Here is a 24,296-nt window from a genome sequence, read left to right on the forward strand (position 1 = left end):
TCGGCCAGCGCTCACCCAAGGCGATCGCCGCGCTCGTCGGCCTTGCCCCGTTCGACAACAAGAGCGGCAAGCTCAACCGCAGGAGCCAGATCCAGGGCGGGCGATCACGCGTGCGCCGCGCCCTCTACATGGCAGCCCTCACCGCCATCAGAACCTGTGAGCGCTTCAAGACATTCTACACAGCGCTTGCTGCCCGCTCGGGGTCCAAGAAACTGGCCATCATCGCCGTCGCAAGGAAGCTCCTGGTCGTCCTCAACGCCATCATTCGCGACAAAACCGCATTCGCGTGAACACAGTTGCCATGCCGAGACTTGGAAGCGCCGCGGCGATCCAGAATTCTGCACCGTTGCACACTTCGGTCCAGGCAACGGCATGGATTCCAGGGTCTGCGCGCGTCGCTTCGCTCCTTGCTCCGCCCTGGAATGACGAGGTTCAGGAGCCTTCAGCTCATCGCCAGCGTTTGCGCTGACCACCCAACAGACGTTGATGGCCTTGCACGACAAGTCTGCGGAACCCGCAATTCTCGGCTCGCCCTGACCTCAATCTCAACGTACCTCAGCGCGGTCCAGCACGAAATCCAGCAGATGCTCCGCCCAGGCGATAGCCTGCTTCGGAAGCGTGGATGCCGTCAGAGGCGAAGCCGGCTTTCGGGTTGGTGATCGGCAGGCGCGAGGCGGGCACGGCGCCGCGTTCGTTGCGGAGCCGCACGCCCATGCGGTTTATTTCCGTGTTAGCGCATGTTTCAGTCGAGGTGAACGAGACGATCACGCGCAGCAGTCCGGCCGGTCCTCGTCCCTGTCCTGGTATTCGTCGTGGAGGCGCACCCAGTCCATCAGGTTGTGATAGGGGCCTGTCTCGCCGCGGCCCTTCGGCGTCATGTCGAGATAGTGATAGGCGCCGATCAGCGCGTCCCCACCGCGGGCCCGCGACAGGAAGGTGAGGAAGATGTCGCCATTGCCGTGGCGGTAGAAGATGCTGGTGCCGGGCAGGTCTTTCGAGCGCAACGGTCGCTTCTCGAAATTGTAGGTGGTGTCGCCCGCCGCGATCTGCATGTCGGTGAAGGAGACCTGCAGGTCGAAGTTGAAATCCGACGCGTAGGACGACACCCAGTCGAACTTCCAGCCCATGCGCTGCTTGTAGGGCAGGATCTCGGCCAGCGGCGCGCGTGCAACAACGACCAGCGATACGTCATGATGTTTCAGATGCTGGTTGGCGCCGTCGATATGGTCGGCGAGGAACGAGCAGCCGTGACAACGATGATCGCAACCCGGCGTCATCATGAAATGATAGACGATGAGCTGGCTCTTACCGGCGAACAGGTCGCCAAGGCGTTTCGGCCCCGCTTCGCTCTCGAAGACATAATCCTTGCGCAGCTTGAACCAGGGCAGCTGCCGCCGCTCGGCGGCAATAAGGTCGCGGAACTTTGTCAGTTCCTTCTCGCGTTCAAGATGCTTTCGGTGCGCTTCGAACCAGTCCTCGCGTGAAACCACGGCATTGCGTTGCATGACCATCTCCTGTCCTCTCCTGCCAAGGACGTTCGACATGGGCGCGACCCGACATCGCTGCCTCAGGTAGGAGTGCGGCCTGCAAAAAACAAAACCCGGGCCACTGGCCCGGGTTGTCGATGAACGAGATGGATAAACGTCAGGCGGCTTTTTCAAGCGCCGGCTGCCATTTCCCGAGCGCCGCCAGATGGTTCATATGGGCGCGGTGGGTGAAGGCGGCCTGGCCGGCGGCGATGTTCGAGGCCTTGCCGCTCCATGCCTTCTGCGGCGCGGCCTGCAGGGCCCGGCCGTAGGAAAAGGTCAGTTTCCAGGGGTGCGGGCCGATGGCGTTGATGGCGTTGAGGTTGGCGGTCGCCTCCTCGTCCTCCTGGCCGCCGGAGAGGAAGGCAATGCCGGGCACCGCCGCCGGCACCACTTCGCGGAACAGTTTTATCGTCTTCTCGGCGATTTCCTCGGGGCTGTCCGTCTTGCCCGATTTCTTGCCGGAGATGACCATGTTCGGCTTCAGGATCGAGCCTTCCAGAACGACGCGTGCGGCATAGAGCTCGTCATAGAGCTTGATCAGCGTTGCCTTGGAGACGTCGTAGCAGGTGTCGATCGAATGCGCGCCGTCCATCAGCACTTCCGGCTCGACGATCGGCACGATGCCGGCCTCCTGGCAGAGCGCGGCATAGCGGGCCAGCGCATGGGTGTTCGAGGCGATCGAATTGGCCGATGGCACGCCTCTGCCGGTGTCGATATCGATCACCGCGCGCCATTTGGCGAAGCGGGCGCCGAGCTTGTAGTAGTCGGCGAGCCGCTCACGCAGCCCGTCCAGGCCCTCGGTGATGGTGTCGCCGGGAAAGCCGGCAAGAGGCTTGGCGCCTGCATCGACCTTGATGCCTGGAATGGAGCCGGCCGCCTTGATGATATCGACCAGCGGCGTGCCGTCGGCAGCCTTCTGGCGGATGGTCTCGTCATAGAGGATGACGCCGGAGATGTACTTCGTCATCGCCTCTTTCGAGCGGAACATCATCTCGCGATAGTCGCGCCGGTTGTCGGCGGTCGATTCGACGCCGATGACGTCGAAGCGCTTTTTGATGGTGCCGGAGCTCTCATCGGCGGCCAAAAGGCCCTTACCACCGGCCACGATGGCAGCGGCAATATCTTCGAGACGTTCGCTCATGGGTGCTCTCCTTGACGGTGTCGGTTCCGCGCTTAGCGGAACTCTACCGCCAATGGAATGGCGTCGAAAAGCACGAATCGATTGAAAGTTTTCGCGACTGAAATCGGCCAGCCCAGAGTTGGTCGCCCCTTGCCGGTCTTACCGCTTCAGCACCTCGACGCCGGGCAGCGGCTTGCCTTCCATCCATTCGAGGAAGGCGCCGCCGGCGGTCGAAACATAGGTGAAATCGTCGGCGACACCGGCATGGTTGAGCGCCGCCACCGTGTCGCCGCCACCGGCGACCGACACCAGCTTGCCTGCCTTGGTGCGGGCCGCGGCATGCTTTGCCGCCGCCACCGTTGCGCGATCGAAAGGCTCGATCTCGAAGGCGCCGAGCGGGCCGTTCCAGACCAGCGTCGCGGCACGGTCGATCCAGTCGTTGACGCTCTGCACGGTCTTTGCACCGACATCGAGGATCATGCCGTCGGCCGGCACGGCCTCGATGGCGACGGTCTCGCTCGCAGCACCAGCCTTGAATTCCTTGGCGACCACGCCGTCGGCGGGAAGGATGATGGCGCAGCCGGCTTCCGCCGCCTCGATCATGATCTGCTTGGCGGTGCCGGCAAGGTCATGCTCGCAAAGCGACTTGCCGACATCGGTGCCGCGCGCGGCGAGAAAAGTGTTGGCCATGCCGCCGCCGATCACCAGCGCGTCGACCTTCTTCACCAGGTTCATCAACAGGTCGATCTTGGTCGAGACCTTGGCGCCGCCAACGATGGCCACCACCGGCCGAACCGGATTGCCGAGGCCCTTCTCCAGCGCGTCGAGCTCCGCCTGCATGGTGCGGCCGGCATAGGCCGGCAGATGACGCGCCAAGCCTTCGGTCGAGGCATGCGCCCGATGCGCGGCGGAAAAGGCGTCGTTGACATAGATGTCGCCATTGGCGGCGAGTTTTTCGGTGAAGGCGGGCTCGTTCTTCTCCTCGGCCCTGTAGAACCGGGTGTTTTCGAACAGCAGGACGTCGCCGTCCTTCATGGCGGCAACCGCTTCGGCGGCCTTGTCGCCGACGCAGTCGGCGGCGAAGCCGACCGGGCGCCCGAGAACTTCAGCCGTGGCCCTGGCGATCGGCTCCAGCGAGAACTCGGCAGAGGGGCCGTCCTTGGGACGGCCGAAATGCGCAAGCAGGATCACCTTGGCGCCCTTTTTCGAGAGCTCGGCGATGGTCGGCGCGATGCGCTCGATGCGGGTTGCGTCGGTCACCTTGCCGTCGGCGACGGGAACGTTGAGGTCGACGCGCACCAGCACGCGCTTGCCGCTGACGGCGCCGATATCATCGAGTGTCTTGAAGCTGGCCATGGTCGTCGTTCCTTCCTGGTGCCTTGACGCAATTCCGGACGGAAAACCGCCCACACTTTTCCTGGAATTGCTTTAGCGAAAACGCGGGCGACCTTACCCGGCGCGAAGGACGATGCAAGGGTCGCGTCGACGGCGCGCGCGCAAAAATGATGTCGCCGTGAGACATCAGCCTTCGCCGATAGCCTTTTGCTCGCCCGGTGCCGGCGCCACGGGGTCGATCGGCACGTCCTCGACCGGTTGCTTTTCCACCGGCCTGCGCCAGTTGCGGATCAGGGCGGCTATGCGGTCGCCGATCTCACCGGCGCTCATGAACACCGGCACGCGCGCCACCGGCGCGGTTGGCTCGAAGGAGAGGCCAAGTCCGGTGATCCTGCCCTTTTCGTCGACATCGCGCACGATCAGCTCGATCGGACCGATCACGACGCGGTCGGCATATTCGGGACGGCCGCCGAGCCGCTCCGAAACCAGCGCTGCGACGGTGAGTTTCTGCTCGGCCTCGGTCAGGCCAGGTCCATAGGCAGCTTCCAGTTCGGCCGCCGGGCGGGCCGGATCGAGGGCGAAGGCGCCGAAAAAATCGGCATCCTCGGGATCGACGATGGCACGGCTGGCGAAAAGCTTGTCGAGCAGGCGCGGATAACGGTCCGGCACGAAGATATAAACCTGATCGCCGGCGGTGAGCCGGCCCATGTCCTGGAAGCGCATCGAGCGGCCGTCGCGCAGCACCAGCGAGGGCCTGGCCCAGCGGGGAATGCGCTCGCCGCGCGCCACCGGACTGCCGGGCGCCACGCGATAGGCGAGCAGCTCGTGATGGGCCGAGCCAGGCAGTTCGAGCTCCACCTTGTCCAGCGGCCCGAGACGGGCCGGCACGATCAGGCCGAGGCGGCGCGCCAGCGGGCCGACGGTCCAGCCTTGAACCACCAGCGAGACAAGCACGATGATGAAGGCGGCGTTGAAGATCAGGCGGCCATGCTCGAGGCCGCCAAGCAGCGGCGTGATGGCAAGCAGGATCGAGACCGCGCCGCGCAGGCCGACCCAGGAGACGAAGGCGACCTCGGGCCGCGGCAGGCGGAACGGGATCAGGCACAGCCAGACGGCGACCGGCCGCGCCACGAAGATCAGGAACAGGCCGAGCAGGATCGCCGGCACCAGGATCGCCGGGAACTGCGAGGGCGTGGCGAACAGGCCGAGGATCAGGAACATGATGATCTGCGCCAGCCATGACATGCCGTCCTGGAAGCGCTTCAGGATGGTGACGGCGCGGATATCGGAATTGCCGGCGATCAGCCCGGCTAGGTAGACGGCGAGGAAGCCCGAACCGCCGATCGCGCCGGCCGCCGCGAACACCATCAGCGACAGCGTCAGCACGAAGATCGGCAGCAGGCCATGGTCGAGGTTGAGACGCTCGACCAGCCGCACGATGCCGAAGCCGCCGAGCACGCCGATGACGGCGCCGAGCCCCATATTCACGAGGAAGCCGAGCAAAAGGCTGGTGGCCAGCACATTGGCTTCCGGGTTGGCGTGCGCGGCGATGATCTCGACAAGGGTGATGGTGAGGAAGATGGCGATCGGGTCGTTGGTGCCGGATTCCACTTCGAGCGTCGAACGCACGCGTTCGCGCAGATGGATCTCGCCAGCGCGCAGCAGGAAGAACACGGCGGCCGCGTCGGTGGAGGCGACGGCGGCGCCAAGCAGCGAGGACTCCAGCCAATCGAGTTTGAGAACATAGGACGCGGCGGCGGCAAAGATGCCGGTGGTCAGGATCACGCCGATCGTGGCCAGCGACAGAGCGGGTCCGGCCGCTTGCCTGAGCGCGTTGAGCGGGGTGCCGAAACCGGAATCGAACAGGATGATCGCAAGAGCCAGTGAGCCGGCAAAATAAGCCAGCCGGGCATTGTCGAATTCAATGCCAAGCCCGTCGACGCCGGTGGCAAGTCCAATGCAGAGGAAGAGCAGCAGCAAAGGAGCGCCGAAGCGGAAGGCGATCAGGCTCGAAAACGCGGCGGCGACAATGAGCGCGGTGCCGACCAGCGTCACAAGATAGATCGCATGCTCCATCAGCCAGTGCCCCCCAAGTCCCTCTCATTTGTCGGTTTAAGGGAGAGTGGGGCGAAGACATGACCAGTGCAAGGCAACGGCGTGGTTTTTTGGATTCTGCTGGCATCGGGAAATGGAGGAGCCGCTTTCCTGTCGTCATCCACGGGCTTCGCTCCCTGCTCCGCCCTGGAATGACGACGTGACTTGTGTTCCGCCAGGTCTTAAACGAAAACGCCCGGCCGAAGCCGGGCGTCAAATTGCCGAATGAACCTTGGATCAGGCGATGGTCTTGCCGAAGGCGACGGCGGTGTCGCCCATGCGGTTCGAGAAACCCCACTCATTGTCGTACCAGGACAGCACCGAAACGAAGTTGCCGTCCATGACCTTGGTCTGGTCGAGCGCCGCGATCGAGGAATGCGGATCGTGGTTGAAGTCGATCGAGACGTTCGGGTGGTGGGTGACCGAAAGGATGCCCTTCAGCTTGCCCTTCGAGGCGGCGATCAGCGCTTCGTTGATCTCCTGCGCGGAGGTCGAACGCTTGGCGATGAACTTGAGGTCGACGACCGAGACGTTCGGGGTCGGCACGCGGATCGAGATGCCGTCGAGCTTGCCCTTGAGATCGGGCAGGACCAGGCCGATCGCCTTGGCGGCACCCGTCGAGGTCGGGATCTGCGACAGCGCTGCCGCGCGGGCGCGGTAGAGGTCCTTGTGCATGGTGTCCAGCGTCGGCTGGTCGCCGGTGTAGGAGTGGATCGTCGTCATCATGCCCTTCTCGATGCCGACGGTCTCATGCAGCACGGCCGCCAGCGGCGCCAGGCAGTTGGTGGTGCAGGAGGCGTTCGAGATGACGACGTGGTCCTTGGTCAGCTTGTCGTGGTTGATGCCGTAGACGACGGTGAGGTCGGCGCCTTCGGCCGGTGCCGAGACGAGGACGCGCTTGGCGCCGGCGGTCAGATGCGCGGCGGCCTTGTCGCGGGCGGTGAAGATACCGGTGCATTCAAGCGCGATGTCGACGCCGAGTTCCTTCCACGGCAGCTGGCTCGGATCCTTGATCGCCGTGACCTTGAACTTCTCCTTGCCGACCGAGATCTGGTCGCCGTCGACGGTCACCTCGTGCGGGAAGCGGCCATGCACGCTGTCATAGCGCAGCAGATGCGCGTTGGTCTCGACCGGGCCGAGATCATTGACGGCGACTACGTCGATGTCCTTGCGGCCGGATTCATGGATGGCGCGCAGGATGTTGCGGCCGATACGGCCAAATCCGTTGATGGCAACTCTGACGGTCATTGTTTTCTCCCTAGGGACTGGGGCGATTGGGTCCGCTGCTTCATAGCGGCGATGGGCCAAAGAATCCAGCCGCAGAAGGTCGAACTTAAATCGATTAGGTTGGTCCAGCATCGCGGAGCGCATATTTGCGGCCCCGCGAATTGACGCAGCCGGTCAGCCGTGCAGACGAGTCTCGACCGCCTTCGCCGCGGCCTCGGCGGTGATGCCGAAATGCGGATAGAGCTGCTCGATCGAGCCGGAGGCGCCAAAACCGTGCATGCCGATGAAAATGCCGTCGGTGCCGATCAGGTGATCCCAGCCCTGGCGGATGCCGGCCTCGATCGCAACCTTCACCTTGGCGTTGCCGATGGTCTTCTTGCGGTAATCGTCGCTCTGCTGGTCGAACAGCTCGAAGCAGGGCACCGAGACGACGCGGGTCGGATGGCCGTGCTTTTCGAGCAGCTCGCGCGCGCCGAGCGCGATCTCGACCTCGGAGCCGGTGGCGAAGATCGTCACCACCGCCTCGCCGTTTGCCGCGGCCAGCTCGTAGGCGCCCTGGCTGGAGAGGTTCTTCTGCGAATGCTCGGTGCGCACCGTCGGCAGGTTCTGGCGGGTCAGCGCCAGGGTCGACGGCGTCTTTTCGGATTCGAGCGCGATCTGCCAGCATTCGGCGGTTTCCACCGCATCAGCCGGGCGGAAGAAGTTGTGGTTCGGAATGGCGCGCAGCGCCGCCATGTGCTCGACCGGCTGGTGAGTCGGGCCGTCCTCGCCGAGGCCGATGGAGTCATGCGTCATGACGAAGATCGAGCGGATGCCCATCAGCGAGGCCAGGCGCATCGACGGGCGGGCATAGTCGGAGAAGCACAGGAAGGTGCCGCCATAGGCGATCAGACCGCCATGCAGCGTGAGACCATTGATGGCCGCCGCCATGCCGTGCTCACGGATGCCGTAGTGCACATAGCGCTGGCCGTAGTCGTCGGGCGTGATGTTCTTGGTCTGGCTGGTCTTGGTGTTGTTGGAGCCGGTGAGGTCGGCCGAGCCGCCGATGGTTTCGGGAACCGCGCCGTTGATGACTTCGAGCGCCATCTCGGAGGATTTGCGGGTGGCGACTTTCGGCTTGTCGGCCGACAGCTTCTGCTTGTAGTCGGCGATGACGGCGTCGAAATTGGAAGGCAGCTTGCCGGCGATGCGACGTTCGAACTCGGCCTTGAGCTTCGGCTCGGCCTTGGCCAGGCGGCCTTCCCAGTCGGCGCGCGCCTTGGCGCCGCCGGAGCCGACGGTGCGCCAGGCGTCGAGGATGTCGGCGGGAATCTCGAAGGGCGGCGACTCCCAGTTGAAGAATTTGCGCGCGCCGGCGATTTCCTCGGCGCCAAGCGGCGAGCCATGCGCCTTGTTGGTGCCGGCCTTGGTCGGGGCGCCGAAGCCGATGGTGGTCTTGCAGGCGATCATCGTCGGCTTGTCGGAATGGCGCGCCGCCTCGATGGCATAGGCGATCGCTTCCGGATCGGTGCCGTCGATATGGCTAGCGTTCCAGCCCGAGGCCTGGAAGCGGGCGACCTGGTCGGTGTTGTCGGCCAGCGAAACCGGGCCGTCGATCGAGATGTTGTTGTTGTCCCAGAAGACGATCAGCTTGTTGAGCTTCAGATGTCCGGCCAGCGCGATGGCTTCCTGGGAGACGCCTTCCATCAGGCAGCCGTCGCCGGCCAGCACATAGGTGTAGTGGTTGACAAGGTCATTGCCGAAGGCGGCGTTCATGATGCGCTCGCCGAGCGCGAAGCCGACCGAATTGGCAAGGCCCTGGCCGAGCGGACCGGTTGTGGTCTCGATGCCGGCGGCATGACCGTATTCGGGATGGCCGGCGGTCTTGGAGCCGAGCTGGCGGAAACTCTTGATCTGGTCGATCGTCATGTCCTCGTAGCCGGTGAGGTACAGCAGCGAGTAGAGCAGCATCGAGCCATGGCCGGCCGACAGGATGAAGCGGTCGCGGTCGGCCCAGTGCGGGGCCTTGGCGTCGAATTTCAGGAAACGGCTGAACAGCACGGTGGCGATATCGGCGCAGCCCATTGGCAGGCCGGGGTGACCGGAATTCGCCTTCTCGACGGCGTCCATGGAAAGGAAACGGATCGCGTTGGCCATCCGATCATGTTGTTCACGCGAGGTCATGCTTCCTCCGGAAGTGGGTTGGAGCCTAGGGAGAACCCTTGGAAAAGGATGCCGCGACACATAGCAGGCGCGGCCTTTTAGTCAACAAATCGGGACGGATTTTGCCGGGCTTGTGATGGCGTCTTTTTGTGGGTCGGGCGGCTTACATTAGCGATAGCGGGGGACAGTCGCGAGAGCTTTGTTGACGCGCCCTTCACCCGGCGCCTAATCTTTCCGAGGTAACGCGTTCTGAATGCGTGCGATTCGGTGATGGGCAGGGCATAGGACGAAGGCCATGACCGGGGAAACGACCCTCAAGGAAGTCATCGCCAGGCTGGGCAAGGCCATGGAAGGGCTGGAAAACGCCGTGGCGGCGAAGCTCGAGCATGAGCGTGACTATTCGGAAGCCGAGGCGGAGGTGCAGCGCATGAACGCCGACCGTTCGCGCCTGGCGCAGGAGCTCGACAATTCCGAGGCGCGCGCCGAGCGCCTCGAAGACGCCAACAAGGAAGTGTCGCGACGGCTGGTGACCGCCATGGAAACCATTCGCGCGGTGCTGGACAGGTAAGGCAATGGCACAGGTCACGGTTTCCATCGATGGCAAGCAGTATCGCATGGCCTGCGACGAGGGCCAGGAAGAGCACTTGATCGACCTCGCCGAGCGCTTCGACCGCTATGTCTCGCATCTGAAGGATTCCTTCGGCGAGATCGGCGACCAGCGGCTCACCGTCATGGCCGGCATCATGGTGATGGACGAACTCTCGGAGCTCACCAAGCGCGTCAAGGGCATGGAAAGCGAGGTGCTGACCCTGCGCAAGACGCGCGACGAGGCGCTGACCAAGGCCGACAAGAGCGACAGCGTGCTGACAACCGCGCTTGGCGCGCTTGCGCAGCGCATGGAAGATCTCGCGCTGACGCTCGCGGTGAAGAAGGCCTGAGCGGCTCCCCTATCTCCGCAAGCAGAATAACTGTCGCGGATTACCGGCGGTCGCGGAAAAATTTCGCGCGGTGACGTTCTCGATTGCGGCTCCCGACGTTGGACCGTTACCGCGATGGTGCTAGCTTAGCACCCGCGCCGGTCCATGCCGGCCATTGCTTCACAAAAAAGGGTTGGGAGAGCGTCATGAGTCTTCGTATCAACGATGTCGCGCCGGATTTCACCGCCGAGACCACGCAGGGCACCATCAAGTTCCATGACTGGATCGGTGACGGCTGGGCGGTGCTGTTCAGCCATCCAAAGAACTTCACGCCGGTCTGCACCACCGAGCTCGGCACCATGGCCGGTCTCGAGGGCGAGTTCAAAAAGCGCAACGTCAAGATCATCGGCATCTCGGTCGATCCGGTGTCGAGCCACGACAAGTGGCAGGCCGACATCAAGACCGCTACCGGCCATACGGTGCACTATCCGCTGATCGGCGACAAAGACCTTCACGTCGCCAAGCTCTATGAAATGCTGCCGGCCGGCGCCGGCGAAAGCTCGGAAGGCCGCACGCCGGCCGACAACGCCACCGTGCGGTCGGTCTATGTCATCGGCCCGGACAAGAAGATCAAGCTGGTGCTGACCTATCCGATGACCACTGGGCGCAACTTCGACGAGATCCTGCGCGTCATCGATTCCATCCAGCTGACCGCCAAGCACCAGGTGGCGACGCCGGCCAACTGGAAGCAGGGCGAGGACGTGATCATCACCGCCGCCGTCTCCAACGAGGATGCGATCAAGCGCTTTGGGGCGTATGAGACCGTTCTTCCTTACCTCAGGAAGACCAAGCAGCCGACGGCGTGAGCTTTTTTCCTTCTCCCCGTTCAACGGGGAGAAGGTGCCCGAAGGGCGGATGAGGGGCGGCGCGGCGGTCGATGGATGAGCGCCAAGCTGCTCGGAGATTTGTGTTCAGCAATCAACCTCGCAGCTCGGCGCTGCCCCTCATTGCCCTGCCGGGCATTTCTCCCCGTATAGTGACGGGGAGAAAGGGCTGGTTCGCCGCCTTCGCCAATAAAAAAACGGCGGCGCCAGATCGTGGCGCCGCCGTTTTGTCTTTTGCGTAATGCTTCGAGCTTATTAAGCCGCCGGCTGCGCTTCGATGGTGCGCAGCGCCTGCATCTGGCGCTTGGCGGCGGCCTTGACCGCGTCCTGCACCTTCTCGAAGGCGCGCACCTCGATCTGGCGCACGCGCTCGCGGCTGATGTCGAACTCGGCCGAGAGCTCTTCCAGCGTCAGCGGCTCTTCGGCGAGGCGGCGCGCCTCGAAGATGCGCCGCTCGCGATCGTTGAGGACCGACAGAGCGCCCGACAGCATGGAGCGCCGGTTTTCCAGCTCGTCCTGCTCGATCAGCATCTCTTCCTGGCTTTCGTGGTCGTCGACCAGCCAGTCCTGCCATTCGCCGGACTCGCCTTCGCTTGCCCGGATCGGAGCGTTGAGCGAGGCGTCGCCCGACAGGCGGCGGTTCATCGACACCACTTCGGCCTCGGAAACGTTGAGGCGGGTGGCGATCTCGGCGATCTGGTCGGGCTTCAGGTCGCCTTCGTCAAGCGCCTGGATCTTGCCCTTCACCTTGCGCAGGTTGAAGAACAGACGCTTCTGATTGGCGGTGGTGCCCATCTTGACCAGGCTCCACGAACGCAGGATGTATTCCTGGATCGAGGCCTTGATCCACCACATGGCATAGGTGGCGAGCCGGAAACCACGCTCCGGTTCGAATTTCTTCACGGCCTGCATGAGGCCGACATTGCCTTCCGAAATCACCTCGCCGATCGGCAGGCCGTAGCCGCGATAGCCCATGGCGATCTTGGCGACGAGCCGCAAATGGCTGGTGACGAGCTTGTGCGCAGCCGTGGTGTCCTGATGCTCGGCGTAGCGTTTCGCGAGCATGTACTCTTCCTGCGGCTGAAGCATCGGAAAGCGGCGGATTTCTTCCAGGTAACGGGCGAGACCGCCTTCACCGGAAACAATACTGGGTAACGATTGGGCCATGATAGCGCCCCCTCTCTCTTTGGAGTGGATGCCCCCGAAACGCGGCGGGCATTCGTCACGGATGCCAAAGGCTCATCCGCGACAACCTGTGTATATAGGAACAAAACCAGAAAAGACAGGCATTTGTTCAACGCTAAACAGTCTGTCACGTTGAAGTGAACAACGCCGGTCAGGTTTTTTGATGGCTGGTTTGCAGCTTGTTCGTGGCGGGTGGAATTCAAAGTCTCCGGAAGTCGCCGACGAGTTCCTCCATGTCTCCGGGCATCGGCGCTTCGAACCTCATCGTTAAATGGGTGGTCGGGTGCCGGAATTCAAGGAGCCAGGCGTGCAGGGCCTGCCGGGGAAAGGCTTTGACCTTGGTTTTCAAGGGTTCGGGCAGCCGCTTGGCCTTGGTGCGGAAGGCCTGGCCGTAGTCCGGATCGCCGACAACCGGATGGCCGATATGGGCCATGTGGACGCGGATCTGGTGGGTGCGGCCGGTTTCGAGCCGGCATTCGACCAGGCTTGCGGTGGCAAAGGCCTGCTGTTCCACGCCGAAGCGCTCGACGACGCTGAAATGGGTGACGGCATGACGGGCGTCGTCGCGGCCCTCGGGAACGACCGCGCGGCGCACACGGTCGGCGGCGCGGCCGAGATGGGCGTCGATCGTGCCGGTCGGCCGCTGCGGAATGCCCCAGACCAGCGCCAGATAGGCGCGTTCGAGATCGCCGGTGCGGCCATGGTCGGCAAAGGCCTCCGACAGGGCCTTGTGGGCGCGGTCGGTCTTGGCCACGACCATGACGCCGCTGGTTTCCTTGTCCAGCCGGTGGACGATACCCGGCCGCCTAACGCCCCCGATGCCGGACAGGGTCTCGCCGCAATGATGGATCAGCGCGTTGACCAGCGTACCGGTCCAGTTGCCCGCGCCGGGATGGACGACCAGTCCCGCCGGCTTGTTGATGACGACCAGCTCGTCGTCCTCGTAGAGGATGTCGAGGGGAATGTCCTCGCCTTGCGGCGCGGCCGGTTCGGGTGCGGGGACCAGGATTTCGATGCGCTCGCCGGCCGTCAGCTTGCGCTTGGCTTCCAGCACCGGCTTGCCGTCGATAGAGACCGCGCCTTGTTTGATCAGCGCCTGTACGCGGCTGCGCGAGAGATCCGGGCCGAGCTGGGCGGCAAGCCACTGGTCGAGGCGCTGGCCGGCGGCGTCGGGGCCGGCTTCCAGCGCGACGGCTTCGCCGGATTCCTCGTCGGCCAATTCGTCCTCTATCAATATCGGGGTCTCTTCGTTATGAGCGCTCATCGAAACCCGTTGCGGATTGTTTAGCCATGGCCCGGCCGATCGCCGAAGAAGATGAGGAAAAGCCGCTCGACCCTGCGGCCGAGAATGTGCGCCGCAAGCTCGTTCGCTTCATGATCGTCAATCTCGGCCTTCTGTTTCTCGCCCTTATGGTGGTGATCGGCGCGCTTGTCTACAAAGCGCGCAACGCGCCTGTTGCCGGATCAGCGCCCGTCGGCGATGTCCAGGTTCCGGTCGGCGCGTCGCTCTCGGGCGACATCGTGCTTCCCGTGGGCGCCAAGGTGATCAGCCAGTCGCTCTCCGGCAACCGCCTGTCGATCGATGCCGAGCTTGCCGATGGCAGCCGGTCGATCTTCGTCTACGACATCGCCGAGCGCCGCGTGATCGGCCAATTCCCAATCCGAAACAAATGAGCCCGCAACAAATGAGCGGCTTTGCCGAACGCCGCAGCGTCGCGACCGTGGCCCTCGTCGTCGACAGTTACGACGAGGCGATCTCCTGGTATGTCGAGCGGCTCGGCTTCGTGCTCATCGACGATGTCGACCTCGGCGGCGGCAAGCGCTGGGTCACCGTCGCGCCGGCGAAAGGCCAAGGCGCGCGGCTGCTGCTGGCGGAGGCAGCCGACGAGGAGCAGGCCAGCCGCATCGGCAATCAGACCGGCGGCCGGGTTTTTCTCTTCCTCGAGACCGACGATTTTGCCCGCGACCATCAGGCGATGCTCGCCAGGGGCGTCGAGTTCCGCGAGGCGCCGCGCTTCGAGGCCTATGGCACGGTGGCGGTGTTTGCCGATCTCTACGGCAATCTCTGGGACCTGATCGAGCCGAAACGGCAAGGCTGACCGGGGCATTTCGCAAAGTCTGCGGACAGCCCGAAACCCCAGTTGCTTTTTCCAAGCGGCCAGCCTATGTAGCCGGTTCTTGAGCGCGCCCATCGTCTAGCGGTCAGGACACCGCCCTCTCACGGCGGGAACAGGGGTTCGATTCCCCTTGGGCGTACCAAGCTTCCAAAAACCGACTTTCGAAGAGAATTCCGCAGGGCTGGTCATTCCGCAGCAAGGGAGACGGCGGCTGATTCGGCTGCGGTTCTTTCGCGTGATGCTTGCTCCAACAACCTCGACAGATGCTGGAGGTGCATCGATTGCGCGTCTTCAAGCAATTGCAGGAAGGTGGCCGCCTTGCCCCGCGGCAACCGACGATGCTTCAGCGCGGCGATGCGCGCGCGCTGGCACTTTATGTGTCGCTCGGCTTGCAGAACGTGCCGTTCCGCCATCTGGATGTCATCAGTCAATGCCATCAACCGCTAAACGGTCACTGCGGGCAGAGGGTTCCGTGGGACAGGCGCCATCTTAAAAACGCAGGTCTCGATTGGAGCCTACCCCAGCTACAGCTATCGCGACAATGCAAAGCATGTCCGAGTCGGTCCAGACTGCTGAGCCGTCCGCCGGCCTAGAGGCGCTTTAAGAGCAACTTTCCCAATGGATACACTATGGGACTGCTGCGAAACTTGTCGATGATTTTCACCGGTGAAAGGTCCCAGCAGGACGTTTCACGTTTCCGCATCGGCAGACACGAGCCTGCGCGTTCGCCAGACCGCTCGACGGACTCCGTATGGTGTCTTTGCTGTTCGGCGTAGAAGGCCATGTAGCGATCGAGCGCGGCTCGAAACTCCTCCTCACGACCGGCAGGGCTTGGAGCCTGCCGTACAGTTGGGGCTTCAGTTGCTATCGTCGGGTACTCCCGGCTCCCAGGCATTGCACGCTCTCCTGTGGCTGAGCTGGAGCCAAGATGTCGAGCCGCCTACAAAACGTATCGAAGCGCGGCCGAACAGTTCCGAAAATCCCCGAAAACACATAATGTCTCGCAATGCCGGAGCAGCGGCTCGCATTTGGCCCTTTTGTGCTCAACCCCGAGGCGGGAACGCTTCTGAGGCAGGGCCTGCCTGTCGCGATCAGCTACCGGGGGCTGCTGCTCCTGTCGGCGATGGCAAGGAACGCCGGTGAGGTCCTGACCAAGTCCGAACTACTGGACGCCGCCTGGCCTGGGACCGCAGTCGAGGAAAGCAATCTCTCGGTTCAGGTCGCATCCCTGCGGCGCCTTCTCGGCTCCACGGCAGACGGAACAGAATGGATCGCAACCGTTCCGCGGGTTGGTTACCGTTTCATCGGCGCGATCGAGAGGCTCGACGAGGCAGCAGCCGCGCGAAATTCTGCGGAGCCTGAGCCTTCGATTGCCGTGCTCCCTTTCGTCAACCTGAGCGACGATGCCGAGCAGCAATATTTCGCTGACGGTCTGGCGGAAGATATCATCGTGCGGCTGGCGCGGCTAAGGTGGCTTTTCGTCTGCGCCCGCAACTCGTCCTTCAGCTACAGGAACAAAGCCATCGACGTGAAACAGGTCGGGCGTGAACTCGGAGTCCGCTACGTGCTGAGCGGCAGTGTTCGCCGCTCGGGTCAGCGGCTCAGGATCAGCGCCGAGGCGAGTGACACCTCCACTGGGCGCCAAGTATGGACAGAGCGCTACGACGTCCAACTGGCTGATTTCTTCACGCTACAGGATCAGATCGCCGATAGCGTCATCGGTGCCGTCGAACCTAAACTCTATGCGGCAGAGCATCAGCGTTACATCAGCCGGCCTCCCGCCAGCCTGGACGCCTGGGGCTTCGTAATGAAGGCGATGCCTCACATATGGAGCTGGAGCTCAGAAAGCGAACTCGCGGTCGCCGAGCAACTGCTACGCAGGGCCGTAGACGCTGACCCGGATTACCCGCGTGCCAATAGCCTGCTCGCCTGGACGATGGCATCCCGGGTGCTGCTCGGATTGGCGGAGCCGGCCGAGGTTCTTCCGAAGGCGAATGAGATGGCTCAGCGAGCCATTGCGCATGATGCCGACGATCCTTGGACGCATTTCGCCGCCGGTTACGTGCACATGATGGCACGCCGAACGCAGGCTGCCATCACCACACTAACCGATGCGATCACGCTCAATCCAAACCTGGCCATCGCACATGTCATTCTGGGCGCCGCCTACGGCTTTGGTGGAATGCCTGAGGACGGCCTGCATCATCTGGCGATCGCCGAGCGACTTAGCCCGCGCGATTCCACGCAGCAGCCGGGAATTTTGACCGTGACCGGGATGTGTCACTTCGTTGCCCAACGATATGTCGACGCAGCGAGTTTCGAGCGCCGGGCAGTGCAGCTTCGGCCACATTTTGGCGCTGCGTGGCGTACGCTGGCCGCCGCGGCAGGAATGGCAGGGGATCTCGATGAGGCGACACATGCCTTTTCAGAGGTGAAGCGACTCCATCCAAAGCTGTCGGTCCATTGGGTGGAGAAATATTACCCGATGATCCGGGAGCAGGATCGCGCCGCCTATATCGAGGGGTTGCGGACCGCCGGCCTAGAATAATGTACGCGTTTCGAGGAGCGTTGCCTCGCGAGGGGCAATTGCCACGGCGGGAACTAGGGGTTCGATTCCCCCTCAGCCATACAAGGTCTTTCGGTCCAGGTTCAGATCTAGCGGCACATGTCCCTTCTGGCGTGGTATCGCGGATTGAATTAGCATTACATCATGCTCCTCTGGCCGAAGGCGCCAGGGAATGCGGTTTCGAACTTGCCCGGCGGAAGAGGCGAGCGGAATGCGGGGAGGAACCAATGCGGAAGCTGCAGTCGCAAGGCGTTCATCACATCACGCTGGTCGGCGCCGGACGCCAGACCTCGATCGACTTCTGGGAAGGGGTGCTCGGCATGCCCTTCATCTTCGAGCAGCCCAATCTCGACAAGGCTAGCGAGAGCCATCTCTATTTCGATCCTGGCGACGGGCGGCTGATCACGGTCTTCACCGACGAGAGCCGGACTCCGGTCAAGCGGCGGACGCCGACCGATATCGGCTGCGTCCATCACATCGCCTTCGCGGTGTCGCGGGTCACCTTCCTGCAGGCGGTAGCGCGGCTCGACGAGCGCGGCATCAAGCACAGCGGCGTCAAGGACCGCGGTTTCATGGATTCGATCTATTTCGAGGATCCACTGGGGCTGCTGATCGAGCTTGCTTCCTACCGTTTCGAGCCGCCGGCCGGCTTCACCCATGCAGACGTGCTGATGGAGGCGCACAAGATCCGCGTGGCGCGCGGTGATTACAATATCGCCGAACTCCATCTGGCCGACGCCATTCAAGCGCTGGTCGAGCGGTCGCGCGAAACCCTGTCGGATGAGCGGACGGCCAAGAATCCATATTGAGCAAGCCATAAGGGGAGGAACAGATGGCAAAGGCTGCAGCGAAGAGCGTGAAGAAACCCACGGCCAAGGCCGCGGCAAAGCCGACGGCGAAGGCTGCGACGGCAAAAGCCGCGCCTAAGGCGACAACTAAAGCCGCACCTAAAGTGACGGCAAAGGCCGCACCTAAAGCCAAGGCCAAACCGGCCAAGAAGCCCGGCATAAAACTCAGCATGCTGAGGCCGAGCGTCAACAACATGACGGTCAGGGTGTTCGCGCGCGCGGCCGGCCTCGATCCCGCCGAGACCGATGCCTGGGGCCATACGCGCTCGCCTGAGTTCCTGGCGCGCAATCCGGCGCATCTGACGCCGATGATCGAGGACAAGGGTCTGCCGCGCGGCGTGCTGTGGGAAAGCTGCGCCATCATGCAGTATCTTGCCAACAAGCACGGGCTGGAGAAGTTCTATCCGAAGGCGCCAGCCAAGCGGGCGATGATCGACAGCGCCATGTTCTATCTGATCGGCACGCTTTATCCTTATGTCGCGCGCGCCACCTATCCGGCGCTCGGCTTCCCGCAATATGCCGGCGAGGTCGGCCACAGCGACGCCCATCCCGACAAGAAATCGGAAGCGCAGAAGGCGGCGATGGCCGCGATCGCCGAGCCGCTCGAGGTGTTTCACTCATTCTTCCGCAACGGCAAACCGTTCATCGGCGGCAACCACCCGTCGATCGCCGATATAAGGCTGGGGGCAACGCTCGAATTCCTGGCGGTCGTCGACTACCCACTGCCCAAATGGGCGCAGGAGTACATGGCGGCGCTGGAGAAGAAGCTCGGCAAGGCCTATGCGGAACCGGCCGGCGACGTGCGCGGCTACATCGCGCATGTGAAATCGCAGGCGAGAGCCTAGCGGCGGTTAAGGTTTCGTTTACCCAAGGCCTGTCTACTGATCTCAGTCCTCGCAGCGACCACGGATGTACTGGCGCGATGGCGAGGCAAGGGAAAGGTCGGCTCCGTGCCGGCCTTTTGCTTTTTTGCGGACATCGCCGAAATCATGACAGTATGATTGCACCATCGACGGGTGGACTGAAAGCCTATTGTCATCCTCGTCATGGATCGTACGATGCCGTCAGGGCAGAGCGACGGCGACGAGGACCTGCGATGAACACGGCAAGATTTCTGATGATGGCGGGCGCGCTGTCGGTTGTGCCCTTTCCAGCGGGCGCCACCGCACCGCTCAACGGCATGAACGAGGTCGGCGCCGCCCTGCTCGCCTGCTGGACGCCGCCGGCCAATTCGGACAATTCCTCGGTCACGCTCAGCTTCAGCTTCAAGCGCGACGGCACGCTGATCGGGCCGCCTAAAACAACCGCCATCCATGTCGCCGGCGACGACAAGGCGCGCAAGGCCTATGTCGATGCGGCGATAAAGGCGCTGAATGATTGCCTGCCGCTCAGCCTTTCGCCGGCGCTGGCGCAAGGCATTCCCGGCAACGTCTTCACGCTGCAGTTCAACTCGCCGAAGAAATGAGCGGCAGGCTCACCGTTTCAGGTCAGGCCGTGCACGCCTGACCTGGCACGCCTGAGTTGGGCATGTTTTTCCAACTCCGGCATCTCGAAGACATAGTCGCTCCAGGCCGAGTCCGGAATCTGCCCGGCCAGGTAACAATCCAGCAGAAGCTTCTGTTCCGGAGTAAGGGGCCTCGGCGCCGGCTCATGATCCAACCCAAGCGAATGGATCAGGTTCCTGGTCAGGCCAGAGACAGTGAAGTGAATCGACATCTTCAGTCTCCTGGGTGCAGCGCGGATCGCATCAGTGCCAGAAAACGTCCACCACCGGTCGAAGGTTTCATCAGCAATCCGTGATCGCGACGGCGGCTCGGTTTCTTACGCCGGCGGTTGTTCGGCGCTGTCCGGCCGGCACTGGGTCCACGGAATGAAGGAACGTTATTCGCAGATGACGCGATAGCGCTTGCCGTCTTCCCCGACATTCCTGCAGGTGAGGGGGCTCTGCTCGCCGGCTGCCGGGTCGGGCAGATCCTGGCCGAAGGACGGCTTCGCCGAAGCGGGTCTGGAATGGCGCCGGACGGTCGGGCTCGCCGGCAGGCTTGCCGGCGCGCTCGGCGGCGGGGGAAACACATTCGACACGATCTGCCGCGAGACGGCCGTTCCGGGCGGCGCCTCGTCCCAGACACGCCTGACATCCATCCGGCTTGGAACGATCACCGTGCCGTCGTCGCTTCGCGTGCAGGCGCCCGCTGCAAGCAGCGCCGGGCACAGGACGAAAGCGGCGATTCGACTGAACATTAGCAACACCTCAGCCGCTTTATAATGTGTCGTTGCCCCAATCGCCAACAGGCGGATTACCGCAACCGGCGCCACGATCCTGGTTCTCTCAACGGCATCGAAAGACAGGCGGTTGCAATCGTTATGGTTAGCGGATCGTTAATGCTTGTCGGGCACATTCCGCCGACGAACCGCGAAGGGGCGTTCGGCTGGGGGTGGCAACAGCATGGCGGACGTGGACAAGACGAGTGGGACGGGCGGCATGCGCAACCCCCTCGGCGCAACGGTTGGGCATGACGACGACACGCCCGTGGGCGAAGGCGGCGAGCAGCATCTTGCCGATCTCGAACGCACGATGGACGCCATGCGTATGGGCGTCGTGCTTCTGGACGCCCGGCTCGATACGCTGATCATCAATAAAGCCTACCGGGAGTTGTCCAAGATCCCCGAGGGGGCGGTGACTGTCGGTGCGCCGTTCAGCCGCCTGATGGATCTCAATCGCCGCAACGGCATCTATGGCGAGATCGAAGAACAGGAGTGGCAGCGCTACCTGGCCAGCCGAATCGCGGAAATTCGTGCCGGTTCCGTCGCGCCGCGCGAGTTCGTCCATGCCGACGGCCGCACGATGATATTCTCGGTGACGGCGTTGTCCGGCGGCAAGCGCCTGTTGACCTACTATGACGTCACCGAGGTCAAGCGCCGAGACGCCGAGATCGAAAGAGCCAATGCCAGGACGGCCGAGACGTTCAGCAATCTCAGCCTGATGGTAAATTCGATGCCGATCGGCGTCATCGTTGTCGATGCCGAAATGCGGGTCGAGGTGATCAACCGGGCCTTCTACGACTTCTGGAAGGTCGATCCGCTGCGCGCTCCGGCCGGCATCTCTTTTCGCGACCTCATGGAAGCCACTCGTGCCGCCGATCCGTTCGGCGGCGAGGAGCGGAACTGGCAAAGCCATGTGGCCGAGCGGGAAGCCGAAATCCGGGCCGGCGCCGCAGGCTCCAGACAGTTGCCGCGCAGCGACGGCCGCACGCTGATCGCCTCGCTGGCGCCGCTTCCAGGCGGCAAGCGGCTGATCTCCTATGTCGACATCACCGACATGAAGCAGCGCGAGACCGAGGCCGAGGACGCGCGCAGGAACCTCGCCACCGTTCTGGAATCGCTGCCGGCCGGCGTCATCATCTACGACCGCGACGACCGCTTCGTCTTCGCCAACCGCAAGCTGCAGGACACGCTGCCGGCGCTGAAGCCGGCCTGGCAGCCGGGCTGCACGTTTCGCGAAGCATTGGTTCTCGGTCATTCGGTCGGCTATTTCCGCTCGAGCGGCGACACCCAGATCGACAGTCTGTACGGCGTCGACACCGAGCGCTGGCTTGACGCCATGCTCAAGCGGTACCGTTTGCCAAATTCCGCCTACGAGCGCCTCAACGCCGACGGGCGCTGGTACCAGGTCTATGACATGCGCACCGATGACGGGACGTTCATCGGCGTGCGCGTCGATATCACCGACATCAAAGTCCGCGAGAAGGCGCTGCGCGACTCCATGCGCCAGATCGACCTCTACCGGCACGTGATGGACGAGCTGCCGGTGGCGGCCTTCATCAAGGCCGACGATCTCAGCATGGAATTCGTCAACAAGGCCTGGTGCGCGCTGACCGGACTCGCCAAGGACGAGGTGCTCGGCAAGACGGATCGTGAGCTTTTCGCGTCGGAAGAAGCCGACGGCTTCAGCAATGACGATACCGAAGTCGTGGCGACCGGCGCGGGACGCGAGATCGAGGAGGCTGTCACCCATCGTGACGGCACGGTGCGGCAGCTGATGACGCGCAAGAGCCGGCTGGTGGCGACCGACGGCTCGGTGCATCTGGTTGGCTCCAGTACCGACATCACCGAGGTCAAGGCGCGCGAGCAGGCGCTTCGGCAAAGCATGAGCGAGAACGAGGTGTTCCGCAGCCTCATCGACAATGTGCCGGTGTCGATCTACGCCAAACGCTCGGACCTCAGGCAATTCTACGTCAACCAGGGCTGGTGCGATCTCACCGGCTTCAGCAGGGAAGAGGCGATCGGCAGGACCGACGTCGAGATATTCGGAGCGGATGGCGAAGCCTTCGTCGCCGGCGACCTTGCCGTGCTGCGCACCGGAGAGACGCAGGAGATCGAAGAGACGGTGACGCTGCCCGACGGCAGCGTGCGCCATCAGTTCGCGCGCAAGGGCGCGATGATCGCCTCGGACGGCTCGCTCTATCTCATCGGCTCCACCACCGACATCACCGAGCTCAAGCAGCGCGAGGCTGAGCTCAGCGAAGCGCGGCAACGTGCCGTGCTCGCCGACCGGGCCAAGTCGGAATTCCTCGCCAATATGAGCCACGAGATCCGCACGCCGATGAACGGGGTCCTTGGAATGGCGGAACTGCTGGCAAAGTCGGACCTCGATCCGAAGCAGAAGACGTTCACCGACATCATCGTCAAATCCGGCAACGCGCTGCTCACCATCATCAACGACATCCTCGATTTCTCCAAGATCGACGCCGGCCAGCTGGTGCTCGACCCGGCGCCCTTCAACCTCGCCGAGGCGATCGAGGATGTGGCGACGCTGGTCTCGACGCGCGCCAAGGAGAAGGACCTCGAGCTCATCGTCCGCGTCCAGCCGGGGCTCGACGGCGAGTTTGTCGGCGATGTCGGCCGCATCCGGCAGATCGTCACCAACCTGCTCGGCAATGCCGTGAAATTCACCGATGAGGGCCACGTCCTGGTCGACGTGACGGGCGAGCGGGTTCCGGCGGGAACGAAGCTCACCATTTCCGTGACAGATACCGGCATCGGCATTCCCGAGGACAAGCTGAAGCTGGTGTTCGAAAAATTCAGCCAGGTCGACACCTCCTCGACCAGGCGGCATGAAGGCACCGGCCTCGGCCTCGCCATCACCTCGCGGCTGGTGGAGATGATGGGCGGCGAGATCGGCGTCGACAGCGCGGAGGGCAAGGGTTCGACCTTCTGGTTCACCGTCACGCTGCCCAGGGCCGAGCAGGGCGCGCAGCGCATCACGCCGGTCGACGTCACCGGCGCGCGCGTGCTCATCGTCGACGACAATGGCGTCAACCGCTCGATCCTGAGCGAGCAGATGGCATCGTGGACGTTCGATGCCTGCGCGGCCGAAAGCGGCGCCGAAGGGTTGAAGGTGCTGATTGCCGCCGCGGCCTATGGCGTGCCGGTCGATTGCATCGTGCTCGACTACCAGATGCCTGGCATGACCGGCGCCGAGATGGCGCGCATCGTGCGCAACACGGCGGGTCTGGCGCACACGCCCATCATCATGCTGACCTCGGTCGACCAATCGCTCGCCAATACGGCCTATCGCGACCTCGGCATCGATGCGCAGTTGATCAAGCCGGCGCGCTCCTCCGTCCTCCTGGAAACGCTGGTCGCGACCATCCAGCGCCATCGTCACAGCAGCGCCGTGGTGCAACCCGCCGTTGGCGGCGGCCCGCCGCAAGCGGCGCCGGCGCAGACGGCGGCGTCGGACCGCGCCATGCTGCAGCCACCGCCCGTGCGTGCGCGCCCACGCCCGACCGAAGCCGAGCGCGAACTCGACATCCTCGTCGCCGAGGACAATGAGGTGAACCAGATGGTGTTCACCCAGATCCTGGGCGAGACCGGATACCGCTTCGAGATCGTCGGCAACGGCCGCAAGGCGCTCGACGGTTTCGGCAAGCTCAATCCGCGCATGATCCTGATGGACGTGTCGATGCCGGAAATGAACGGGCTGGAGGCGACAGGCGCCATTCGCAAGCTCGAGCAGGACACGGGCACGCATGTGCCGATCGTGGGCGTCACGGCGCATGCGCTGAAGGGCGATCGCGAACGCTGCCTCGAGGCCGGCATGGACGATTACCTGCCGAAGCCGATCAGCCCGCGGGCGCTGCTGGAGAAGCTCGAGCGCTGGCTGGGTTCGGACATCGAGACCCGGCGCAACGCGGGTTAGAGCGAATTTGGCCGGCAGGCGGGCGCAAGGCGTTGACGCATGCGTATGGTGCGATCGCGCCATACCAAAGCAAGCCAAGCTTGGACAATGTGTCATTGATTCCGCTCCTCGGTTACGGGCGGGAGCAGCG

Annotated in this window: 22 protein-coding genes, 1 tRNA gene and 1 pseudogene; 12 read left to right on the forward strand and 12 right to left on the reverse strand. The window is 63.5% G+C overall.

Going from position 1 to position 24,296, the window contains the following annotated elements:
• The coding region (locus EN852_RS21285; protein ID WP_135879549.1) for a transposase at nucleotides 1–290 on the forward strand (290 nt) is incomplete at its 5' end.
• A gap of 255 nt (nucleotides 291–545) precedes the next feature.
• On the opposite strand, the pseudogene EN852_RS21290 reads toward EN852_RS21285, so the two are convergent.
• The 7 genes and pseudogenes from EN852_RS21290 to tkt all read right to left on the reverse strand — a co-directional run.
• A pseudogene (locus EN852_RS21290) lies at nucleotides 546–729 on the reverse strand (SGNH/GDSL hydrolase family protein); the annotation flags it as partial.
• A gap of 35 nt (nucleotides 730–764) precedes the next feature.
• Nucleotides 765–1,505, reverse strand: coding sequence for a thioredoxin family protein (locus EN852_RS21295; protein WP_127865653.1), 741 nt, complete (start codon nucleotides 1,503–1,505; stop codon nucleotides 765–767).
• A 139-nt stretch (nucleotides 1,506–1,644) separates the two neighbouring features.
• Entirely contained in the window at nucleotides 1,645–2,670 is a 1,026-nt protein-coding gene (locus tag EN852_RS21300; RefSeq protein ID WP_127876813.1) for a class I fructose-bisphosphate aldolase, read from the reverse strand.
• Nucleotides 2,671–2,808: 138 nt separating this feature from the next.
• Entirely contained in the window at nucleotides 2,809–4,005 is a 1,197-nt protein-coding gene (locus tag EN852_RS21305) for a phosphoglycerate kinase (protein ID WP_127876815.1), read from the reverse strand.
• A gap of 165 nt (nucleotides 4,006–4,170) precedes the next feature.
• The gene (locus EN852_RS21310) at nucleotides 4,171–6,060 is read right to left on the reverse strand and encodes a potassium/proton antiporter (RefSeq protein WP_246694342.1); all 1,890 of its coding nucleotides are present in this window, start codon (nucleotides 6,058–6,060) and stop codon (nucleotides 4,171–4,173) included.
• Between the two features lie 255 nt (nucleotides 6,061–6,315).
• Nucleotides 6,316–7,326 (reverse strand): type I glyceraldehyde-3-phosphate dehydrogenase, encoded by a 1,011-nt coding sequence (gene gap, locus EN852_RS21315; RefSeq protein WP_127876817.1) that lies wholly within the window; start codon nucleotides 7,324–7,326, stop codon nucleotides 6,316–6,318.
• A gap of 153 nt (nucleotides 7,327–7,479) precedes the next feature.
• Complete coding sequence (tkt, locus tag EN852_RS21320) at nucleotides 7,480–9,468, reverse strand: transketolase (RefSeq protein WP_127876819.1); 1,989 nt, start codon at nucleotides 9,466–9,468, stop codon at nucleotides 7,480–7,482.
• Nucleotides 9,469–9,742: 274 nt separating this feature from the next.
• Between tkt and EN852_RS21325 the strand changes: the two genes are divergently transcribed.
• The 3 genes from EN852_RS21325 (at nucleotide 9,743) to EN852_RS21335 (ending at nucleotide 11,230) form a co-directional block, all read left to right on the forward strand.
• Complete coding sequence (locus tag EN852_RS21325) at nucleotides 9,743–10,015, forward strand: DUF4164 domain-containing protein (protein ID WP_023763725.1); 273 nt, start codon at nucleotides 9,743–9,745, stop codon at nucleotides 10,013–10,015.
• 4 nt (nucleotides 10,016–10,019) lie between these two features.
• On the forward strand, nucleotides 10,020–10,385 hold the full coding sequence (locus EN852_RS21330) for a cell division protein ZapA (protein ID WP_127865658.1): 366 nt from the start codon (nucleotides 10,020–10,022) through the stop codon (nucleotides 10,383–10,385).
• A gap of 185 nt (nucleotides 10,386–10,570) precedes the next feature.
• A complete protein-coding gene (locus tag EN852_RS21335; protein ID WP_127865659.1) occupies nucleotides 10,571–11,230 on the forward strand; it encodes a peroxiredoxin in 660 nt (219 codons plus the stop codon).
• A 273-nt stretch (nucleotides 11,231–11,503) separates the two neighbouring features.
• On the opposite strand, the gene rpoH is transcribed toward EN852_RS21335, so the two are convergent.
• Together rpoH and EN852_RS21345 are read right to left on the reverse strand one after the other, a co-directional pair.
• Nucleotides 11,504–12,415: an RNA polymerase sigma factor RpoH gene (gene rpoH, locus EN852_RS21340; protein WP_127865660.1), complete on the reverse strand. Its 912-nt coding sequence runs from the start codon at nucleotides 12,413–12,415 to the stop codon at nucleotides 11,504–11,506.
• A gap of 217 nt (nucleotides 12,416–12,632) precedes the next feature.
• On the reverse strand, nucleotides 12,633–13,697 hold the full coding sequence (locus tag EN852_RS21345; protein WP_127876821.1) for an RluA family pseudouridine synthase: 1,065 nt from the start codon (nucleotides 13,695–13,697) through the stop codon (nucleotides 12,633–12,635).
• A gap of 26 nt (nucleotides 13,698–13,723) precedes the next feature.
• On the opposite strand from EN852_RS21345, the gene EN852_RS21350 reads away from it, so the two are divergent.
• The 3 genes from EN852_RS21350 (at nucleotide 13,724) to EN852_RS21360 (ending at nucleotide 14,692) form a co-directional block, all read left to right on the forward strand.
• The gene (locus EN852_RS21350; RefSeq protein ID WP_127865662.1) at nucleotides 13,724–14,107 is read left to right on the forward strand and encodes a fimbrial protein; all 384 of its coding nucleotides are present in this window, start codon (nucleotides 13,724–13,726) and stop codon (nucleotides 14,105–14,107) included.
• 11 nt (nucleotides 14,108–14,118) lie between these two features.
• Complete coding sequence (locus EN852_RS21355) at nucleotides 14,119–14,532, forward strand: VOC family protein (protein ID WP_127876823.1); 414 nt, start codon at nucleotides 14,119–14,121, stop codon at nucleotides 14,530–14,532.
• An 85-nt stretch (nucleotides 14,533–14,617) separates the two neighbouring features.
• Nucleotides 14,618–14,692, forward strand: a tRNA-Glu gene (locus tag EN852_RS21360).
• A 43-nt stretch (nucleotides 14,693–14,735) separates the two neighbouring features.
• On the opposite strand, the gene EN852_RS21365 is transcribed toward EN852_RS21360, so the two are convergent.
• Nucleotides 14,736–14,981 (reverse strand): hypothetical protein, encoded by a 246-nt coding sequence (locus EN852_RS21365; RefSeq protein ID WP_127876825.1) that lies wholly within the window; start codon nucleotides 14,979–14,981, stop codon nucleotides 14,736–14,738.
• Between the two features lie 575 nt (nucleotides 14,982–15,556).
• Between EN852_RS21365 and EN852_RS21370 the strand changes: the two genes are divergently transcribed.
• The 4 genes from EN852_RS21370 (at nucleotide 15,557) to EN852_RS21385 (ending at nucleotide 19,429) form a co-directional block, all read left to right on the forward strand.
• Nucleotides 15,557–17,098: a winged helix-turn-helix domain-containing protein gene (locus EN852_RS21370; protein ID WP_127876827.1), complete on the forward strand. Its 1,542-nt coding sequence runs from the start codon at nucleotides 15,557–15,559 to the stop codon at nucleotides 17,096–17,098.
• A 245-nt stretch (nucleotides 17,099–17,343) separates the two neighbouring features.
• Nucleotides 17,344–17,925, forward strand: coding sequence for a VOC family protein (locus EN852_RS21375; protein WP_127258366.1), 582 nt, complete (start codon nucleotides 17,344–17,346; stop codon nucleotides 17,923–17,925).
• Between the two features lie 23 nt (nucleotides 17,926–17,948).
• The gene (locus EN852_RS21380; RefSeq protein WP_127876829.1) at nucleotides 17,949–18,809 is read left to right on the forward strand and encodes a glutathione S-transferase family protein; all 861 of its coding nucleotides are present in this window, start codon (nucleotides 17,949–17,951) and stop codon (nucleotides 18,807–18,809) included.
• 275 nt (nucleotides 18,810–19,084) lie between these two features.
• Entirely contained in the window at nucleotides 19,085–19,429 is a 345-nt protein-coding gene (locus tag EN852_RS21385) for a hypothetical protein (protein ID WP_245489385.1), read from the forward strand.
• Between the two features lie 17 nt (nucleotides 19,430–19,446).
• Here the strand turns inward: EN852_RS21385 and EN852_RS21390 are convergent, their stop codons facing one another.
• Both EN852_RS21390 and EN852_RS21395 read right to left on the reverse strand, forming a co-directional pair.
• A complete protein-coding gene (locus EN852_RS21390) occupies nucleotides 19,447–19,680 on the reverse strand; it encodes a hypothetical protein (RefSeq protein ID WP_127876831.1) in 234 nt (77 codons plus the stop codon).
• A 165-nt stretch (nucleotides 19,681–19,845) separates the two neighbouring features.
• Nucleotides 19,846–20,205 carry a hypothetical protein gene (locus EN852_RS21395; RefSeq protein WP_127865669.1) on the reverse strand — a complete coding sequence of 120 codons (360 nt, stop codon included), beginning with the start codon at nucleotides 20,203–20,205 and terminating at the stop codon, nucleotides 19,846–19,848.
• A gap of 205 nt (nucleotides 20,206–20,410) precedes the next feature.
• Between EN852_RS21395 and EN852_RS21400 the strand changes: the two genes are divergently transcribed.
• Complete coding sequence (locus EN852_RS21400) at nucleotides 20,411–24,166, forward strand: PAS-domain containing protein (RefSeq protein WP_246694343.1); 3,756 nt, start codon at nucleotides 20,411–20,413, stop codon at nucleotides 24,164–24,166.
• Nucleotides 24,167–24,296 lie beyond the last annotated feature (130 nt).

Origin of the sequence: Mesorhizobium sp. M2E.F.Ca.ET.209.01.1.1 (assembly GCF_004010375.2) — a bacterium.
Lineage (GTDB): Bacteria > Pseudomonadota > Alphaproteobacteria > Rhizobiales > Rhizobiaceae > Mesorhizobium.

Bases quoted from the DNA above. Each gene is read 5' to 3' on its own strand.
- EN852_RS21295 (WP_127865653.1), bottom strand. From the start codon at position 1,505: ATGCAACGCAATGCCGTGGTTTCACGCGAGGACTGGTTCGAAGCGCAC.
- EN852_RS21300 (WP_127876813.1), bottom strand. From the start codon at position 2,670: ATGAGCGAACGTCTCGAAGATATTGCCGCTGCCATCGTGGCCGGTGGT.
- EN852_RS21305 (WP_127876815.1), bottom strand. From the start codon at position 4,005: ATGGCCAGCTTCAAGACACTCGATGATATCGGCGCCGTCAGCGGCAAG.
- EN852_RS21310 (WP_246694342.1), bottom strand. From the start codon at position 6,060: ATGGAGCATGCGATCTATCTTGTGACGCTGGTCGGCACCGCGCTCATT.
- gap (WP_127876817.1), bottom strand. From the start codon at position 7,326: ATGACCGTCAGAGTTGCCATCAACGGATTTGGCCGTATCGGCCGCAAC.
- tkt (WP_127876819.1), bottom strand. From the start codon at position 9,468: ATGACCTCGCGTGAACAACATGATCGGATGGCCAACGCGATCCGTTTC.
- EN852_RS21325 (WP_023763725.1), top strand. From the start codon at position 9,743: ATGACCGGGGAAACGACCCTCAAGGAAGTCATCGCCAGGCTGGGCAAG.
- EN852_RS21330 (WP_127865658.1), top strand. From the start codon at position 10,020: ATGGCACAGGTCACGGTTTCCATCGATGGCAAGCAGTATCGCATGGCC.
- EN852_RS21335 (WP_127865659.1), top strand. From the start codon at position 10,571: ATGAGTCTTCGTATCAACGATGTCGCGCCGGATTTCACCGCCGAGACC.
- rpoH (WP_127865660.1), bottom strand. From the start codon at position 12,415: ATGGCCCAATCGTTACCCAGTATTGTTTCCGGTGAAGGCGGTCTCGCC.
- EN852_RS21345 (WP_127876821.1), bottom strand. From the start codon at position 13,697: ATGAGCGCTCATAACGAAGAGACCCCGATATTGATAGAGGACGAATTG.
- EN852_RS21350 (WP_127865662.1), top strand. From the start codon at position 13,724: ATGGCCCGGCCGATCGCCGAAGAAGATGAGGAAAAGCCGCTCGACCCT.
- EN852_RS21355 (WP_127876823.1), top strand. From the start codon at position 14,119: ATGAGCGGCTTTGCCGAACGCCGCAGCGTCGCGACCGTGGCCCTCGTC.
- EN852_RS21370 (WP_127876827.1), top strand. From the start codon at position 15,557: ATGCCGGAGCAGCGGCTCGCATTTGGCCCTTTTGTGCTCAACCCCGAG.
- EN852_RS21375 (WP_127258366.1), top strand. From the start codon at position 17,344: ATGCGGAAGCTGCAGTCGCAAGGCGTTCATCACATCACGCTGGTCGGC.
- EN852_RS21380 (WP_127876829.1), top strand. From the start codon at position 17,949: ATGGCAAAGGCTGCAGCGAAGAGCGTGAAGAAACCCACGGCCAAGGCC.
- EN852_RS21385 (WP_245489385.1), top strand. From the start codon at position 19,085: ATGGCGGGCGCGCTGTCGGTTGTGCCCTTTCCAGCGGGCGCCACCGCA.
- EN852_RS21390 (WP_127876831.1), bottom strand. From the start codon at position 19,680: ATGTCGATTCACTTCACTGTCTCTGGCCTGACCAGGAACCTGATCCAT.
- EN852_RS21395 (WP_127865669.1), bottom strand. From the start codon at position 20,205: ATGTTCAGTCGAATCGCCGCTTTCGTCCTGTGCCCGGCGCTGCTTGCA.
- EN852_RS21400 (WP_246694343.1), top strand. From the start codon at position 20,411: ATGGCGGACGTGGACAAGACGAGTGGGACGGGCGGCATGCGCAACCCC.